General features: G+C 65.4%; 16 protein-coding genes. 10 read left to right on the forward strand and 6 right to left on the reverse strand.

Going from position 1 to position 17209, the window contains the following annotated elements; all coding sequences use genetic code 11:
• Window positions 1-1025 (reverse strand): sensor domain-containing diguanylate cyclase (locus VGQ94_03245; protein ID HEV2021521.1); only part of this gene is annotated, 1025 nt, incomplete at its 3' end.
• 224 nt (window positions 1026-1249) lie between these two features.
• Between VGQ94_03245 and VGQ94_03250 the strand changes: the two genes are divergently transcribed.
• The 3 genes from VGQ94_03250 to VGQ94_03260 all read left to right on the forward strand — a co-directional run bounded on the left by VGQ94_03250 (window position 1250) and on the right by VGQ94_03260 (window position 3703).
• Window positions 1250-2047, forward strand: coding sequence for a helix-turn-helix domain-containing protein (locus VGQ94_03250; protein HEV2021522.1), 798 nt, complete (start codon window positions 1250-1252; stop codon window positions 2045-2047).
• A gap of 15 nt (window positions 2048-2062) precedes the next feature.
• Window positions 2063-3214: a hypothetical protein gene (locus VGQ94_03255; GenBank protein HEV2021523.1), complete on the forward strand. Its 1152-nt coding sequence runs from the start codon at window positions 2063-2065 to the stop codon at window positions 3212-3214.
• A gap of 66 nt (window positions 3215-3280) precedes the next feature.
• Entirely contained in the window at window positions 3281-3703 is a 423-nt protein-coding gene (locus VGQ94_03260; GenBank protein ID HEV2021524.1) for a CoA-binding protein, read from the forward strand.
• Window positions 3704-3939: 236 nt separating this feature from the next.
• Here the strand turns inward: VGQ94_03260 and VGQ94_03265 are convergent, their stop codons facing one another.
• A complete protein-coding gene (locus tag VGQ94_03265) occupies window positions 3940-4476 on the reverse strand; it encodes a hypothetical protein (protein ID HEV2021525.1) in 537 nt (178 codons plus the stop codon).
• Between VGQ94_03265 and VGQ94_03270 the strand changes: the two genes are divergently transcribed.
• Window positions 4450-4965 (forward strand): hypothetical protein, encoded by a 516-nt coding sequence (locus tag VGQ94_03270; protein HEV2021526.1) that lies wholly within the window; start codon window positions 4450-4452, stop codon window positions 4963-4965. The two genes, VGQ94_03265 and VGQ94_03270, sit on opposite strands and share 27 nt — an antisense overlap.
• A 61-nt stretch (window positions 4966-5026) precedes the next feature.
• Here the strand turns inward: VGQ94_03270 and VGQ94_03275 are convergent, their stop codons facing one another.
• Window positions 5027-6370, reverse strand: coding sequence for a replication-associated recombination protein A (locus VGQ94_03275; GenBank protein HEV2021527.1), 1344 nt, complete (start codon window positions 6368-6370; stop codon window positions 5027-5029).
• Window positions 6367-7185 (reverse strand): RNA methyltransferase, encoded by an 819-nt coding sequence (locus VGQ94_03280; protein HEV2021528.1) that lies wholly within the window; start codon window positions 7183-7185, stop codon window positions 6367-6369. The genes VGQ94_03275 and VGQ94_03280 overlap by 4 nt, the downstream gene beginning before the upstream one ends.
• Window positions 7186-7460: 275 nt before the next feature.
• Between VGQ94_03280 and VGQ94_03285 the strand changes: the two genes are divergently transcribed.
• Together VGQ94_03285 and VGQ94_03290 are read left to right on the forward strand one after the other, a co-directional pair.
• The gene (locus VGQ94_03285) at window positions 7461-8108 is read left to right on the forward strand and encodes an L-threonylcarbamoyladenylate synthase (GenBank protein ID HEV2021529.1); all 648 of its coding nucleotides are present in this window, start codon (window positions 7461-7463) and stop codon (window positions 8106-8108) included.
• A gap of 76 nt (window positions 8109-8184) precedes the next feature.
• Complete coding sequence (locus VGQ94_03290; GenBank protein ID HEV2021530.1) at window positions 8185-8724, forward strand: YdcF family protein; 540 nt, start codon at window positions 8185-8187, stop codon at window positions 8722-8724.
• Window positions 8725-8815: 91 nt separating this feature from the next.
• On the opposite strand, the gene VGQ94_03295 is transcribed toward VGQ94_03290, so the two are convergent.
• On the reverse strand, window positions 8816-9604 hold the full coding sequence (locus VGQ94_03295) for a cyclase family protein (protein ID HEV2021531.1): 789 nt from the start codon (window positions 9602-9604) through the stop codon (window positions 8816-8818).
• 84 nt (window positions 9605-9688) lie between these two features.
• Window positions 9689-11674: an amidohydrolase family protein gene (locus VGQ94_03300; protein HEV2021532.1), complete on the reverse strand. Its 1986-nt coding sequence runs from the start codon at window positions 11672-11674 to the stop codon at window positions 9689-9691.
• Between the two features lie 243 nt (window positions 11675-11917).
• On the opposite strand from VGQ94_03300, the gene VGQ94_03305 reads away from it, so the two are divergent.
• From VGQ94_03305 to VGQ94_03320, 4 genes are all read left to right on the forward strand, one after another.
• A complete protein-coding gene (locus tag VGQ94_03305; protein ID HEV2021533.1) occupies window positions 11918-13090 on the forward strand; it encodes a YncE family protein in 1173 nt (390 codons plus the stop codon).
• Between the two features lie 285 nt (window positions 13091-13375).
• Window positions 13376-16108: a PAS domain S-box protein gene (locus VGQ94_03310; protein ID HEV2021534.1), complete on the forward strand. Its 2733-nt coding sequence runs from the start codon at window positions 13376-13378 to the stop codon at window positions 16106-16108.
• A complete protein-coding gene (locus tag VGQ94_03315; protein ID HEV2021535.1) occupies window positions 16105-16506 on the forward strand; it encodes a response regulator in 402 nt (133 codons plus the stop codon). Before VGQ94_03310 ends, VGQ94_03315 begins: the two co-directional genes overlap by 4 nt.
• Complete coding sequence (locus tag VGQ94_03320) at window positions 16503-17138, forward strand: response regulator (protein HEV2021536.1); 636 nt, start codon at window positions 16503-16505, stop codon at window positions 17136-17138. The genes VGQ94_03315 and VGQ94_03320 overlap by 4 nt, the downstream gene beginning before the upstream one ends.
• Window positions 17139-17209 lie beyond the last annotated feature (71 nt).

Here is a 17209-nt window from a genome sequence, read left to right on the forward strand (position 1 = left end):
GCGATGTTGTCGCGGGTGGAGTTCTTCACCGCATACATCATCTCGTCGGCCTGGCGGATGAGCTCGTGGGCGCTCTTGGCGTCGTCGGGATAGGAAGCCAGGCCCATGCTGGCGCGGATGTTCAGATTCAGGTTCTCGTCCTTCATCAGGGAACTCTGCCGGAAGACGTCCTGCAGGCGCCGGGCCACCACCAGGCCGGAGTCCTTGCTGGTCTGTGGCAGCAGGATGACGAACTCGTCGCCGCCGTAGCGGAAGGCGTAATCAATGAGCCGCAGGTGGATCTTGATCTTGAATCCGATCTCGGCCAGGAGCTTCGAGCCCACCAGGTGCCCGTGGGCGTCGTTCACCAGCTTGAAGTGGTCGAGGTCGATGAAGAGGATGGAGAACTCGTAGCCGAAGCGGGCCGAGCGATAGACCTCGCCCTCCAGGGTCTTGTACAGGTGGCGGGCGTTGTAGAGCCCGGTGCAGTCGTCGGTGATGGTGAGTTCCTGGATCTTCTCCAGGCCGCGGGCGTTCTCGATGGCGATGGCGGCATAGTCGCACAGGGCCTGCAGCAGGAACAACTCGTGGTCGCCGAACTTTTCCATGTTGCAGTTGAGGAGCTGGATCACGCCCAGCACGCGCTGCTTGGAGCGCAGCGGCAGGCAGATGATGGAGCGGGTCTGCCACTTGGTCATTTCGTCGATGCGCTTGGCGAAGCGCGGGTCGGTGTACACGTCGGGCACGATCAGCGGCTCGGCGTGCTTGGCCACCCATCCGGCGATACCTTCGCCCACCTTCAGCCGGATCTGCTTCAGGGTCTCGGCCGCCGGGCCCACGGCGATGGCGAAGTACAGCTCGTCCTTCTGGTCGTCCACCATCAGCAGCGACCAGTTGTCCGGGCGGAAGAACTCCGCCATTTTTTCCATGATGGTCTGCAGGATGGAGTCCAGCTTCAGAGACGAGGTCAGCGCTTTGGCCACGTCATGGAAGATGGCGATTTCCGTCATCTGCCGCTTGCGCTCGTCGGTTGGGGCGTCTGTCATGGAGAGCTTCTTCCACGGCAACCGCGGAAGGGTCCAGTTGAGCGCGTATTATATGCGGCGCGTTCCGCCTCAGCAACCTTGAGTTTGTCCGGGCCGGGCAGGGCAAAGTCGTTGGAGAGGCAAGGGTTACGCTCCTTCCTCGATTGACACTGGGGAGCAGCGAACCTATGATGGCCGCATTTCCGGCCTTTCGGCCGACTCAAGCCCGCTCCAGGGACTCTTCCATGGGATCGTTCGGCGAACGTCTGCAACGCGAGCGCGAGATGCGCGGCATCACGCTCGAAGAGATCGCCGATTCCACCAAGATCGGCACCCGCTCCCTGCGCGCCCTGGAGCAGGAAGACTTTGACAAGCTTCCCGGCGGCATCTTCAACAAGGGCTTCGTCCGCGCCTACGCCCGCTACCTGGGCATCGACGAAGAGCAGGCGGTCACGGACTTCCTGGCCGCCGCCGGCGATCCTGAACAGCCTCTCCCGACCCCGTTCCCCAAGGTGAAACCGGCTGCCTCCGGCTCCGGAGGGCGGAGTTGGGCCGCGGTGCTGGCGCTCGCCGCCCTGGCTGCGGGCGGATTCGCCGCCTGGAAGTTCAAGCTGGGCCCCTTCGCCGGCCGCATCTCCCAGCCCGAATCGGTAAGCCCACCGCCCGTTGTTCAGCCGCCCACCACGACCGCAGCCGCGCCCGTTTCCTCGGATCAGGTGGCGAACCCGGCTTCCGGTCCTAGCTCCGAGCCCGGTGGCGGTTCCGCGGCGGCTCCCTCCTCCACCGCGGCCGAGGGCTTTGTGGTGCTGGTGCGGGCGAAGGAGGACTCCTGGGTCTCGATCAGCGTCGATGGCCGGGTGGTGATGGAGAGGACGCTGGCCGCTGCTGAAACCAAGGAAGTGCGCGCCAAGAAGAGTGTAGTGCTGAAGATGGGCAACGCCGCGGGGGTCGAGGTCTCCTACAACAACACGGTGATGCTTCCTTTAGGGCGCGTCAACGAAGCGAAGACTGTCGTCTTCACCCCCGAAGGAATGCAACCTTAACGAGGAACGGTGCTCATGCCACGAATGATTGAGCTCATCCGGCAGTCGGCGGTCCCCGCCAACATGATGCGCACCGCCGCCAAAGGCGCGCTGGCCGTCCCCGCCGACGAGATGATCGAGATCCTGGTGTTTTTGGCCAGCCACCCCATCTTCGGCGAGCAGGCGAAGATGACGCTGGCCAGTTGGGATGAGAAGTCCGCGATCGCGGTGGCCTCCAATCCGGCTACGCCATGGGAGGTGCTGGAGTACATGGTCGTGCCAGAGAACCGCCGGCCCAAGCTGGTGCCCGCGCTGCTGGAGAATCCCGCGGTGCGCGAGGTGCGTCTGCAGGACATGGCGCAGACGGCGTCGCGGGAGCTGGTGGACATGATGCTGGCCAGCGCGCGCGTGCGGAAGTCCAAGGACGTCCTGCACGCCCTGGGCACCAATCATCACCTCAACGAGCAGGAGATTGCCGACCTCAAAGCCGCGCTCACCGCCCTGGGCGAGGACACGGCGGAGTTCGAGGCCTTCCAGGAACTGGCGGAGGGCGAGAAGTCGCAGTACGAGATCGAGCACGCCGCCGAGATCGCCGCCGAGGAAGGCAAGGCCTTCGAGCTGGTGGGCAGCCTCCTCGAGGACGACGAGCTCATCGCTGCCGCTACCGAGGCGGGCATAGCGCCAGCCGCGGTTGCTCCCGACGCGCCCATGTCGGAAGATGAAAAGAACACGAAAATGCGCGCGGCCGAGGCCAAAAGCCGCGAGCGTCAGTCCACCCTGCAGAAGATCTCCAAGCTGAAGGTGGGCGACCGCGTACAACTAGCCATGAAGGGCAACAAGGACGAGCGCTTCATCCTGATCCGCGACGGCTCCAAGGTGGTCTCCTCGGCCGTGCTGCAATCGCCCAAGCTCTCGGACGCTGAGGTCGAGAGCTTCGCCGGCATGAAGAACGTGCAGGAGAGCGTGCTGCGCGACATCGCGCGAAGCCGCAAGTTCATGAAGCAGTACTCCGTGATACGCGCCCTGGTGAACAATCCCCGCTGCCCGCTCGACATCGGCCTCACCTTCATGAACCACCTCCTGGCCAACGACCTCAAGGCCCTCTCCATGAATAAGAACGTCCCCGAGACCCTGCGCAAAATGGGGCTCAAGAAATTCAAGGAGAAATCGGCATCCCCCGGCAAGTAGAGCGACTAGGCGGATCCATGCGATGACTACCCCACCTAGCCCCGCCTCTCGTACAATGTCGAGGCAATGAAGCCGGCCGCGGTCCCCGCCAAAACCGACGAAATCACAGAAGTGCTGAAGCGCGCCAAGACTATCGCCGTGGTGGGGCTTTCCTCCAGCCCGCTGCGTCCCAGCTACGGCGTGGCCGCCTACCTGCAGACCCACGGCTACCGCATCATCCCGGTGAATCCCAACATCAAAGGCGCGCTGGGAGAGAAGGCGTACGCCTCGCTGGCTGACGTCCCGGAGAAAATCGACATCGTGGACATCTTCCGCCGCGTGGAGTTCGTCCCCGAGCTGGTGGACCAGGCCATCGCCCTGAAAGTCCCCGCCATCTGGATGCAGGAGGACGTGGTCCACGAAGCCGCAGCCGCCATGGCGCGCAAGGCCGGAATCTTCGTCACCATGGACCGCTGCATCCTCAAGGAACACCGGGCGCGGTTTTTGTAAACCCACCCCGACCGCACGCCCCCCGCAGAAGCTTTCGCCGAAACAACCTCTTTTTCCCCGCATTTGGCGGGGGTGTGAGGCGGAAGTCGTTTGTTCTCAATGTGTCCCAGGGCGGGCGACAACCTCTGTCCTGCCCGCATCTAAGAAACACAGGAGGCAGGACCATGAGAATACTCATAGGGATGACCAGCGCGGCAGTTCTCCTCCTACTTCTGGGGATTGCCGCTCCGAGCTACTCACAAAACAACGACGAGCAGCGGCAACAACAAGAGAAGCGGGACCAGCAGGCCAAGGACAAGAAGCAGGCGGATGCCGACCGGAAGGCGCAGGCGGAAAGCCAGCGCGCACGCGACCGGCAGGCGCAGCAGCAGCGCGCGGAGCAAGATCAGCGCGCGCGACAGCAGCAGCAAGCGGCCGACCAGCAGCGGCGTGAGCAGGACCGCGCGCAGCAGGACCAGAAGCGCCAGCAGCAGGATGCGGGGAAGCAGCAACGGGCGCAAGACCGCGCCCAGCAGGACCGCGCACGCCAGCAGCAGCAAGCGGCGGACCAGCAGCGGCGCGAGCAGGACGGCGCACGCCAGCAGCAGGCCGATCAGCAGCGGCGCGACCAGGATCGCAATCAGCAGGTCAGGGTCGAGGAGCAGCAGCGCAACCAGGAGGCCCGCCAGCAGGATCACGGTTCGCCACAGGGTCAGCAGCAGTGGACTGAGGAGAATCGCCGGCGCCAGGAGCAGTTCCACCAGCAAGTGGATCAGCGGCAGCGCTTGCAGCAACAGCAGGCGTCGTTGCTGCAACAGCAGAGGCGCACCCAGCAGTACCGCTTCCAGCAGGAGTATTGGGCGCACCACCGCCAGTTGCAGGAGCAGGCCTGGCGCAATCGCAACGAGTATGTCTATGTGTACCCGGACTATCGCTACCAGCGTTCCGGCGTCTACTACCAGACGAACCAGTACGGCGTAAGCCTTCTGCAGTCGGCCTTGAACGACGGTTACGAGCAGGGCTTCCGCGCCGGACGGGCCGACCGGCTGGATAGCTGGGGTTACGACTACCGCAGCAGCTATGGGTATCAGGACGCCAACTACGGCTACTACGGCTACTACGTGGACCAGTCTGAGTACAACTATTACTTCCGCGAGGGCTTCCAGCGCGGTTATGAAGACGGCTACTACAGCCGGTATCAATACGGCCGCTATAACTCTGGCAGGTACAGCCTGCTGGATTCGGTCTTGTCAGTGATTTTCTCAGCGGCCCGTTACCGCTGACAGACCTGAACCCGTGCCCGGCTCCCTGGACCAAACAGTCCGTAGAACCGGGCGCGTTTTTTTACCCTTTCCCTTTCCTTTCCTTCAGCGCCCGGATTTCCTCCATCTTCCTCCGCAGCTCTTTTTCCAATCCTTCCGCCGTAGGCTGATAGTAGACACGGTCTCTGAGGTTGTCGGGCAGGCACTGCATGTCGGCGACCTTGCCTTCGAGGTCGTGGGCGTACTGGTAGCCCTGGCCGTAGCCGATGGCCTTCATCAGTCCGGTGGGCGCGTTGCGCAGGTGCAGCGGGACGGGCTGGGCGGCGGTCTGTTCTACGTCCTCGCGCGCGGCGCTGTAGGCGGTGTAGAGCGCATTGGACTTGGGCGCGAGCGCGAGATACACGGCTGCCTGGGCCAGCGCCAGGTTGCCCTCGGGCAGGCCGAGGAAGTCCACCGCCTCGCGGGCGGCGTTGGTGAGGGCCAGCGCCTGCGGATCGGCCAGGCCTACGTCCTCCACCGCCATGCGCACCAGGCGGCGCGCGATGTAGAGCGGGTCTTCGCCTGCCTCCAGCATGCGCGCCAGCCAGTAGAGCGCGGCGTCGGGATCGCTGTTGCGCACCGACTTGTGCAGCGCCGAGACCAGGTTGTAATGCTGCTCGCCCGCCTTGTCGTAGAGCAGCACGCGCTTCTGCAGCGCGTCACGGACGATCTCCATGGTGATCTCGGCGGCCGCACCCTCGCTCTGGCGCTCTGCGGCGACTCCGGCGGCGATCTCCAACACGTTGTAGGCGGCACGCGCGTCGCCGCTGGAGTAGTCGGCGATCTTCTCCAGGACGGCGTCCGGCGCCTCCAGCTTCATGGTTCCCAGCCCACGCGCGGAGTCCGCCAGAGCGCGCTTCAGCAAGGTCACCACCTGCGTTTCCGCCAGCGGGTTCAGCGTGTACACCCGGCAGCGGGAGAGCAGCGCGGAGATGATCTCAAACGACGGGTTCTCCGTGGTGGCGCCGATGAGCCGGATGTTGCCCTTCTCCACGTGAGGGAGAAACGCGTCCTGCTGCGCCTTGTTGAAGCGGTGGATCTCGTCGATGAAGACCAGGGTGCGGGTGCCGTACTGCCGGGCCTTCTCGGCGGCGGACATCACCCGCTTGATCTCCGCGATGCCGGAGAGTACGGCGGAGAACTCGATGAACTCCGCCTTGGTCATGCGCGCGATGATCTTGGCCAGCGTGGTCTTGCCCGAGCCCGGCGGGCCCCAGAAGATGAATGAGCCCATGTCGTCGCGCCCGATCTGCGTGCGCAGCGTCTTCTTCGGTCCCAGGATGTGCTCCTGCCCGACGAACTCCTCCAGCGTCTGCGGACGCATGCGGTCGGCCAGCGGACGGCCCAGATGCGAGGCGCTCTCCGGGATGGGCTGGAACAGGCTCAAGGCTTCGCCCCCCTTTGCCTCGCCGCCTCATACAGCAGGATGGAAGCCGCGATGCCCGCGTTCAGCGATTCCACTCGCGGCGAGTGCGGGATGGCGATGACTTCGTCGATCAGGTTCACCGCATCACGCGGCAGCCCCGCGCCTTCGCTGCCCAGAAAGATAGCCAGCGCTCCGGCGAGTTCGGCCTGGTCCACCGGCGTGCCTTGGTGGGACGAAGTTGCCACCAGCCGCAAGCCATGCTCACGCAGTTTCGCCGCCGCCTCCGTGAGCTTCACCTCCACTACGGGAACGCGGAAGATGGACCCTGCCGAAGCCCGCACCGCCTTGGGATTGAAGCGGCCTGCGGTTTTTTCCGCCAGCAGCACGCCGTTCGCGCCAAAGGCTTCGGCGGAGCGCACCACCGTCCCCAGGTTTCCCGGGTCCTGGACGCCAGCCAGCACCACCAGCAGCGGCCGGGGAGCGCGCAAGACGTCGTCCAGATCGAAATCCTTGAACTTGACCAGGGCGGCCACGCCCTGCGGAGTCTCGGTGGCGGCGGCGCTCGAGAAGACATCGTCGGGCAGGATGAGGGTTTCCACCTCGGACGCGAGCTGCGGCAGCAGGCGGTCGGCCTGGGCCTCCGCCGACTGGCGGAAGAACACGGCGCGAAAGCGCAGCCCGCTGCGGATGGCTTCCTCCAGGATGCGCGGGCCTTCGATGGCCGCGAAGCCATCTTCGCCCGGCTGGCCGCTGCGAAAGCTGCGGCGCAGCGCCTTGACCAGCGCATTCTGCCGGCTCTCCACGCGGCGCAGGCGGTTGCGGACGGCGGTAGTCACCGCTCCATCTTAGCGGATTGCTGAAGCTTATCGCTGAAGCTCCCGCCTTCCCGGTTGTCATCCTGAGCGCAGCGAAGGATCTATGTATTTGCCTAGCCAGCGCATCTGCCGGTTATGCATGGATTCTTCCCCTTCGCCCGACACAGCGGGCTCAGGGTCAGAATGACGAGCGGAACGGAAGGGGCGGTTTGGGAGCGTGAAACGCGACCGTCCTTGCGGGGCGGAAACCGATGTGTTACTTTTCGCGCGGCGCAAGTCCGCAGAAGGGAACCGGTGTGCCCGCCGAGATCATCAGGATCAACAGCCAGAATCCGGAAGCCTCTCTGGTTTCGTACGTGGCCTCGCAGATCCGCGCCGGCCAGGTCCTGGGCATGCCCACCGACACCTTCTATGGTCTGGCCGCCGACCCCTTCAACCTGCGCGCCGTCCTGCACATCTACGAGATCAAGTCGCGCTCCCGGCACAAGCCCCTCTCGCTCCTGATCCAGGATGTGGACCAGGCGGAGGAGCTGGCGCTTTCCCTCCCCGGGACCTTTCACTCGCTGGCGCGCAAGTACTGGCCCGGCCCGCTGACCATGATCGTGAAGGCGGCCAAGCATCTGCCGCTGAAGGTGACGGCCAACACCGGCAACGTGGCGCTGCGTGTGCCCGCCGCCGCCATTCCCATGGCCGTGATGCGGGCCGCGGGCGTGCCCCTGACCGCCACCTCCGCCAACGTGAGCGGAGCCAGCGAGTGCACCACCGCCGAAGGAGTCCGCGACCAGCTCGGCAACCGCCTGCCGGCCATCGTGGACGGCGGACCCTCGCCCCGCGACATCTTCTCCACCATCGTGCAGCTCACCGAAGAATCGGGGTGGCGCGTGATGCGCGAAGGCGCCATCTCCACCCAGGAAATCAGCGACTACCTGGCGCAGCAGGGATAGCTCTCTGCCTCCGGGTCCCCCACCTCCCAGGAAGCGACGGCTGTGGCGGCTTCTGCCTGTCTTATTTCTGCTGGCTGTGGCCTACGTCGTCTTCGTCTATTCCCGCATCGAAGCGCAGTCGGCGCGCGACGAGTCCCAGTCCGCCGACGCCATCGTCGTGTTTGGCGCCGCCGAGTACGCCGGCCGGCCCTCTCCCGTCTTCCGCGCCCGCCTTGACCACGCCTACACCCTCTTCCAGCGCGGCCTCGCACCCCTCATCATCACCACCGGAGGCCACGGCGAGGATTCGCACTTCAGCGAGGGCGGCGTGGGCCGCGATTACCTGGCCGGCCGCGGCGTCCCGGAGAAAAACCTCATCGCTGAGACCCAGAGCGACGACACCGCGGATTCCGCCGAGCGCGTTGCCGTCATCCTCAAAGCGAACGGCAAGCGCAGCTGCCTGGCAGTGAGCGACGACTACCACATCTTCCGCATCAAGCAGATGCTGGAGGCGCAGGGGCTGGTGGTGTACGGCGCGCCGCGGCCGGAGGCGCGCCCGCGCTCGCGCTGGGACCGCGCGGTGGTGGTGCTGAAGGAAGTCTTGAGCTACACGCTGTGGCGGCTGCATCTGGGGTGAGGTCTCTGGTTGTGGGCTGGTTGTGTAGGCCCGGCTCTCTGAGCCGGGCGCGGAGAGGCACGGGTCGAAGACCCGTGCCTACACAGTCTCCTCAGCGCACCAGCGCCAGGATACGAACCGGGCCGCCGGAGCCACCGGCGAGCTTGGCCGGCGCGGCCACCAGGATGGCGCCCGCCTCGGGCACAGCGCTCAAATCCGCGACGTTTTCCAGGTGATAGACGTTGTGCTTGGCCGTGTACTGATGCACGGGGTAGGTGTCCGACGCCCCATAGTCCACGCTCATGGTGTCGATGCCCAGACCGAAGATGTCGCGCGCTTCCACCAGGAACTTGGCGGTCTCCGGCAGGAAGCCGGGGAAGTGCTTGGCGCCTTTGTCGTCGGCATTGCGATAGTCCTTCATGGAGGCCGCGCGCGCGGCCCAGCCGGTGCGCGCCAGCACGATGCTTCCCGGCGGGATCTGCCCGTGGGCGCGTTCCCAGCGCGCCACATCCTCGACCGTGATCTGGTAGTCGGCGTTCGCCTTCGACTGCGCGGTCACGTTCAGCACAACCAGCGGGCCGACGAGATGTTCGGGCGGGATCTGGTCCACGGTCCAGGCGCCGGCGGCGAAGTGCGCCGGGGCGTCCATGTGCGTAGCGAAGTGCTCGGGCAGAGAGATGGTGCGAGTGAAGTAACCGTCCTTCTCCATGCGCCCCAGAGGCTTGGCTTCGAAGGGTGACTTCTCCGTGCCCTCCCAGTTGGGAAACTTCTCGCTCAGCGGCTGGGTCAGGTCGATCACCGCGCGAAAGGTCGGCTGTGGAGTGGGCGCGTTGTGGCGCTGCGCGAACAACAAGGCCACTGCTGCCAGCGCAAGGAATATAACGAAGGTCTTGGCTTTCATGAGGTTCTCAGAAGTCCCCTGGGTTCGGCTGGCGCTGCTGCTTCAGATGCAGAAACCCGCGCTTGGGGTGCCGGAAGGCGCGAATCAATGATCAATGTTCGTCGCTGCTTCCAGGCGGTGCAGGGCGAAGCTGAACCAGAGCGAGTTGGAGCCGTTGTACCTCACCTCGCGCTCGGCTGGCGCGAATCCCGCGCGCTCTGCTTTGAGCGTGCAGGGGTCACACTCGGCCTCGCTTGCGATCTCGAAGCGGCCTTCCTTGCGCGTATCGAGCGTGCCCACCACCTCGCCGGACGCCCGGCTGAGCGTCACCTTGGTGCGAGGCAGCGGCCAGCCCTCTTCGTCGGTGATGACCCCCGCAATCTTGCCGCGCGGCGCCAGGCCTTCCGGAGCGTACTCGCGCGCGGCGTACCCCGGGCCGCGCAGCGGACGTCCGCCCAACTGCCCCGTGACTCGGCCGTGCTCGAGCGAGAGCACTCCGTTCACGAAGACGTACTCGATGCCCTGGGAGGGCCGGTTCGGGTCGTCGAAGGTGGCGACATCGCGTACCGCCTCCGGGTTGAAAATGGTGAGGTCGGCGAAATAATCCGGGCGAACCATCCCGCGGTGATCGAGTTTCACCTGCTGCGCCGCCAGCGAGGTCATCTTGCGGATGGCCTCTTCCAGCCGCAGGACATGCTCCTCACGCACGTACTTGCCCAGGATGCGAGGGAAGCTGCCATAGGCCCGGGGATGGTCTTTCGACTCGCCCAGCGGTCCCACCGGATTCACCGCGCCGGCGTCGATGCCGACGCTGACCCAGGGCTTCTGCATGGCCAGTCGCATGTCGTCTTCGTCCATGAGGAAATAGGCGGCGCCGGTGTTGTTGCGATCGGCGGCCACCAGGTCCATGAGCGCGTCCATGGGGTCCTTCTTCTCCGCTGCGGCGACCTGAGCGATGTTCTTGCCCTCGTACTTCTTCAGTTCCGGGTTGAGGACGCTGAGCACCAGGATGCCTTCCGGCCTGCCGGCGAGCCGCCAGAAGTTTTCGAAGCTGCCGGAGGGGGTCAGCAGGTCGCGGCGGATGGCGGCGCGCTGGGCCGGATCCTTCAGCCGAGCCAGAAGAGCTTCGGTCCCGCCGTCGTGGTATTTGGGAGGGATGGTGGCGCCGAGCGAGGTGGCGCCCGCCAGGTAGGGATACTGGTTCGCGGTCACGTCCACCCCTGAGGCCCGCGCCCGCTCGATGGCATCCAGTACCGCGCCCATCTTTCCCCAGTTCTGCTTGCCGGAGAGCTTCAGGTGGAAGATCTCGACCGGGACGTTGGCTTCGCGCCCGATGCGGAAAGCCTCCTCCAGCGCAGCCAGTTCGGTGTCGCTCTCGTTGCGGATGTGCGAGGCGTACGTCCCGCCGTGCTTTCCTGCAACCTGGGCCAGCGCGATCAGCTCCTCGGTGCTGGCGTAGAAGGCCGGGGCGTAGATGAGCGAGCTGGAAACGCCCATGGCGCCGTCGAGCATGGCGTCGTCGACCATCTCCTGCATGCGCTTGAGTTCCTCGGGCGTGGGCGGCCGGTCGGCGTCGCCCACCACCATGCGCCGCACCTGGGTGGCGCCCACGAACGTCCCCAGGTTGATGCCGGCGCCCTGCTTTTCCAGCCGCTGGAAGTACTCGTCGAGCGAGCGCCAGTCCACGGTGAGGTGGAAGTGCGTCAGAAAGTCCTTCTGATCCTCGATCAGGCGATCGTCGATGGGCGCGATGGACTCGCCTTCGCCGGTGATCTCGGTAGTGATGCCCTGGGTGAGCTTGGAGACTGCCTGCTTGTCGATGAGCAGGGTGGTCTCGGACTGGCCCAGCATGTCGATGAATCCGGGAGCAACGATCAGGCCCTTGGCGTCGATGGTTCGCTTGGCGGTGACCCGCGCGTCGGCGCGGCCCACGAAGGCGATGCGGTCGCCGACGATACCCACGTCGGCGTACACCCAGGGGTTGCCGCTGCCATCCACCACCCGGCCGTGGCGGATGAGGACGTCATACTGCTGCGCGAAGGCAGGCGCCGTCAGCAAAAGCGCGAGAACCGGCCACAGGATTTTTTTCACCAGCGCCTCCCTCCCTGCCGCGCACGCGAAGGATGAGGATAGTCGAAGCGGCCGGGCCTGGGAAAGACCTTCTCCTGGGCGGACAGAGCGACCCGCCGCCGGGTGGCCGGCGCTGCACTTCTATATTAGGGAGCGGGGCCACGGCGGGAGTGCAAGGCCGGCACCGGTGGCGCGGAAGCTGGCTTCCCGTTACAATATTCAATTCTGCACCTTGCTGACCCGGGATTTGGGAGATCCGGACGAATGAGGAAGACGGGAACTCGCCTGGCAGCCGCCGTAGTGGTCGCGCTGCTGGCTTTGATCTGGCTAAGTTGCGGCAACGAATTCCGTCCGGTGGCCACGCCCGTCTTCCCGGGCGGGCCCGACCCCCAGGGCCAGCGGCAGGCGGTCTCCGTCAACAACACTGGCGGCGCCATCGGCTCCACCACCAACATCAACGTTTCCGGCGACACCGTGGTGGCCAGTCATACGGTCGGCAAAGGACCGGTGCATGCCGGGACGACTCCCAGCGGCGCCCGCATCTTCGTTGTTAATCTGGGCGACGACACCGTCAGCACCTACCTCACCCTGCTGGCCAGCTCCGCTCCGGTCACCATCAGCCTGCCGGCGGGGTCCGCTCCGGTCTTCGCCCACTCCACGCAAAGCACCCGGATGTACGTCGCGAACTCCAGGACGGGGACCGTGGGCGTGATCGACGCCAACACGAGCGTGCTCACCGACCTCATCGCCGTCGGCAACAATCCGGTGGCGCTGGCAGAGCTGCCCAGCGGCGCCAAGCTCTACTGCGTGAATCAGAACGGCAACACAGTCTCCGTCATCTCCACCGTAGACAAAGTGGTGCTCACAACGATATCCGTCAACATCGGCAACATGCCGTCGTTCGCGGTCTCGAACGACACCGGCGCCTTCGTCTTCGTTGCCAACTCCGGCTCGAACACAGTCTCGGTCATCGACACCACCACCGACATAGTCACCGCCGTCCTGCCCGTGGGAGTCGCGCCCAACTTCCTGTTCTTCGACAACAGCCTGAAGCGCGTCTACGTGACCAACAGCGGCGATGGCACGGTTTCCATCATCCGCACCGACGTGAACCCCGCCGCGAACCCTCCGGTGACGGTCACCGTGGGCACGGCGCCGCTTTCGGTCACGGCGCTGGCCGACGGCTCGCGCGCCTACGTGGCCAACTCCGGCTCGGGCACCGTCTCGGTCATCACCACCAGCAACAACACCGTCTCCAGGACCATCACCGTGGGAACGAACCCGGTCTCCATCGCCTCCTCGTCGGACAGCTCCAAGGTTTACGTGGCCAACCGCGGCTCCAACACCATCTCGATCATCCGCACCACGGACGACACAGTGGTCTCGAACGCTCCCCCCACCTCCACCCAGCCCGTTTGGGTGCTCACGGTCCCCTAACGCGCGGCGCTTGGTCTCAGCCTGAGAACCCAACCCGAAGTGTGCCCGTGGAGTTTCCTTTGTTGTCACTGGCAGGGCTCGATTTCGCTTGACTCAAATTGAGATTGGGCGCTAACTTGCTCCGACTGGGTGTTTTCGTCTCCCTTAGGACTCAGCTACAAAACCATCGCTATGCTATTGGGAACAAACGGGCAATCTGAAACTGGCCAACCGGTTCGGGAGGGCTCACTCCAGGACTTGCTGCTGAACCTGTGCTCCGAGGAGTCTGGCAAAGGGGACCTCCCGGTGCTTGTCTCATCCTTGGCGGAGGGGGTTCGTCGGCTGTTCCAGGCCAGCTCAGTCGCCGTGTGGATCCAGGAGGGGGAACGCTTCCGCATGGCAGCGGTGGCGGCGGAGAGCCCGAAGCAGGCGGACGAACTTCGCAGCCGCTACCTCAAGGCGGGATTCCCGGATGCCGAAGAGCTGGCCGCACGCGTGACCGCCTCGCGGCAGCCGACCTGCCTGCCGGGAAAAAACGGCGGAGGGAATGGCGCCGCGGCCCCGGAGAGCGACGTCATCGCTGCGCCCTTCCGGACCTCGCGGGTCGCGGGAGCTTGGCTCATCTACTCCCAGCCGGAGATCCGGTTCGCTGCCGAGGACACTGCGCGCGCCGGGACTCTGGCCTCCTATGCCGGTCTGGCGCTGGAGGCCCGCGGGAACCTGCACCTGGCGGAACAGCATCGCAGCCGGGCCGAGCACCTTACCAACCTGGCACTGGAGTTGAGTTCCTCCTTCCGCCTGCCAGACTTCGCCAAGAATTTTGCCGTACGCGCGGCAAAGCTGATGGGGGCGCGCGCCGCAGCCCTGGCTCTGGGAGACGGCAAGCAAATGGAGGTCGTCAGCCTGCACGATCCTGCGGCCAACCTGGACGCTGCGGCCCTGCGCCGCCTGGGCGCGGCCCTCTCCGACTTCACCGCCGAGCACTCCCAGCCTGTCTATGTCGGACGCGCACAGGAGCTTCTGGGCGCGCGCGCCGCCTCCGGGCTGGGATGGCAGGATCTGACCGTGGCCCGCTTGAGTGGCGGCGCCGGCCAGGATCTGCTGGGCCTGCTGCTGCTCGCGGATCGCGGCTCCGAACTCACGACCGCCGACCACAACCTACTGCAAGCGGTAGTGGGACACGCGTCGGTGGCGCTCGAAAACGCCCGGCTGTTCGAGCAGATCGCCCAGGCGCGCCGCCAGTGGGTGCAGATCTTCGACGCCATCAGCGACTTCATCGTGGTCCACGACGAGACCTTCCACGTGATGCGCGCCAACCGCCCCTTGGCCGAATTCATCGGCGTGCAGCCCTCGGAGCTCATCGGGCTCAACATGCGCGCCCTGGTTTCCATCTGCGGCGAGGGCAACGGCCAGTCCTGTCCCTTCTGCCGTCCGGGAGCCCACGAAGGCGAAGAGCTGCTGCATCCGCTTCTGGAGCGCACCTACCTGGTCTCCACCTCGCGCACCCGGGAAGAAGCGGACGCGGGCGGCCAAACCATCCACGTGCTCAAGGACATCACCGACCGCCGCGAGGCCGAACGCCGCTACCGTGAGCTGTTCGAGAACATCCAGGAGGGCCTCTTCTTCTCCACGCCGGAGGGCCGTTTCGTGGAGGTCAATGACGCCCTGGTGGCCATGCTGGGCTACTCCAGCCGCGAGGAGCTGTTGCAGGTGGACATCCCCAGCAAGCTCTACCTTTCTTCCGAGCAGCGCAATCGCTTTCAGGAGAAGGTGGAGAAAGAAGGAGCGGTGCGCAACTTCGAGCAGTCGGTGCGGCGCAAGGACGGCTCCATCCTGCACACGCTGGAGAACTGCTTTGCCGTCCGCGACGCCCACGGACGCGTGGTGCAGTACCGCGGCACCATCCTCGACATTACCGGGCTCAAGACCTTCCAGGCGCAGCTGGTGCACGAGCGCGATTTCAACAGCAAGATCCTCGACCAGACCCAGAGTCTCATCCTGGTGGCGGATACCGCCGGCCTGGTCACCTACGCCAATCGCCGCTGCTTTGAGGCCGGGAAGTACAAGGAATCCGAGCTGGTGGGGCACCGCTTGGTGGAGTTCGTGGCCCCGCCCCGGCAGGTCACCCTGGCGGAGGCGCTGCAGGCCATCCTGCAGGGGCAGCAGGTGGACAACCTGGAGCTGCCCATTGTGGGCGGCGACGGTAAGGTGAGCCAGTTCTCAGTGAACCTCAGCCCCATGCGCGACGAACAGAAGAACGTCACCAGCATCGTCGCCGTCATGACCGACATCACCGACGCCGCCATGCTTCAGGCCAAGCTCATGCACACGGAGAAAATGGCGGCGGTAGGCCAGCTGGTCTCCGGCGTGGCCCATGAGGTCAACAACCCGCTCACCGCTATCCTGGGCTTCGCCGACCTGCTGGTGGATCACCCCGACATCCCCGAGGTGGCCAAGAAGAACCTGCGGGTGATCGTGCAGGAGGCGCAGCGCACCAAGCTCATCGTGCAGAACCTGCTGAGCTTCGCCCGCCAGACGCCGCCGCAGCGCCGCCCGGTGCAGCTGGCAAGCGTCCTGCGCCGAACGCTCCAACTCCGCTCCTACGATTTCAACAACCACGGAGTGGAGATCATCGAGAACCTCAACGACGACCTCCCGGAAGTGGTGGGCGACGCCCACCAGCTGCAGCAGGTGTTCCTCAACATCCTGAACAACGCCTACGACGCAGTGCGTTCCACCTCGCACCGCGGCTCCATCGAGATTTCCACCGCCCACAGCAACGGCATGGTCGAGGTGGTCTTCTGCGATAACGGGCCCGGCATCGCCCATCCCGACCGCATCTTCGATCCCTTCTTTACCACCAAGGAGGTGGGCAAGGGCACCGGGCTGGGGCTGAGCATCTGCTACGGGATCGTGCACGAGCATGGCGGCGAGATCAGCTGCCGCAACCGCGAGGGACGGGAGGGCGCGGTTTTCAGCGTACGCCTGCCGATGGCCTCGCAGGCGGCCATGGTCGCCGCCGCCGAGGTGGAGGAGTGACCGCCGCCAAGGACAAAGCACTCCGCCTGCCTCTCCTGGTGATCGAGGATGAGCCTTCGGTAATGACCTTGCTGCGCTCGGCGTTGGAGCGCAGTGGCTACGCCATCGTGCCCGCGCCCTCCGGGGTCGAGGGTCTGCGCCTGCTGGCCGCCGGCGAGTACCTGGGCATCATCACCGACATGCGCATGCCCGGCGGCGTCACCGGCGCCGACGTTCACGCCTGGATCGTCGCCCACCGTCCCCAACTCGCCTCCCGCATCCTGTTCATCACCGGCGACCTGGTGAACGAGGAGACCGTCAGCCTGCTGCAGCGCACCGGCGCGCCCTGCGTGGAGAAGCCGTTCCGCGTTCAGCAGTTGCTCTCCAGCGTGGAAAAGACCTTCGGCAAGGCCCCATGAGCGACGACTTCCAAATCCAGTTGCTGGTCGTGGACGACCAGCAGAACATCCGCAAGCTCTGCAGCACCATCGGCGCCTCCCTGGGCTTCTCCTGCACCGAGGCCGAGAGTGCCGAAGCCGCCCTCGCCCACCTGCAGACCGGGTCCCCCGACCTAGTCCTGGCCGACCTCAAGATGGAGAACATGACCGGCCTGGAGTTCCTGGCACAGGTCAAGAAGCTGCTGCCGCGCACCGAGATCGCCATCATGACCGGCTACGGCACCATCGAGAGCGCGGTCCAGGCCATGAAGCTAGGCGCTTACGACTACATCACCAAGCCTTTCCGGGTGGAGGAGCTGAAGCTGGTGCTGCAGCGCATGGCGGAGAAGATCCGGCTGGTGGAGGAGAACCAGTTCCTGCGCGAGCGCGTGAACGCCTTGGCTGCCGCTCCGTCCGAGGTGCGCATGGACCCGCAGTCCTCTGACCTCGAGGAAATGGAGCGCACTACCATCCAGCGCGTCTTCGAAGAAGTGAAGGGCGACAAGGCCCTGGCCGGAAGAAAGCTGGGCATCAGCCGCGCTACCCTCTACCGCAAGCTCAAGCGCTACGGCATCCAAGGCCGGGCCTCGGGCGCCGTCCACAGCCAGACTTAGCCTCTACCCATGCAGCGCTTCTCCTTGTTGGAGAATGAGTTGCGCCTCTCTGAGAAAGGGTCTCATGGTGA

The organism is Terriglobales bacterium, assembly GCA_035937135.1.
Lineage (GTDB): Bacteria > Acidobacteriota > Terriglobia > Terriglobales > Acidobacteriaceae > DASYVL01.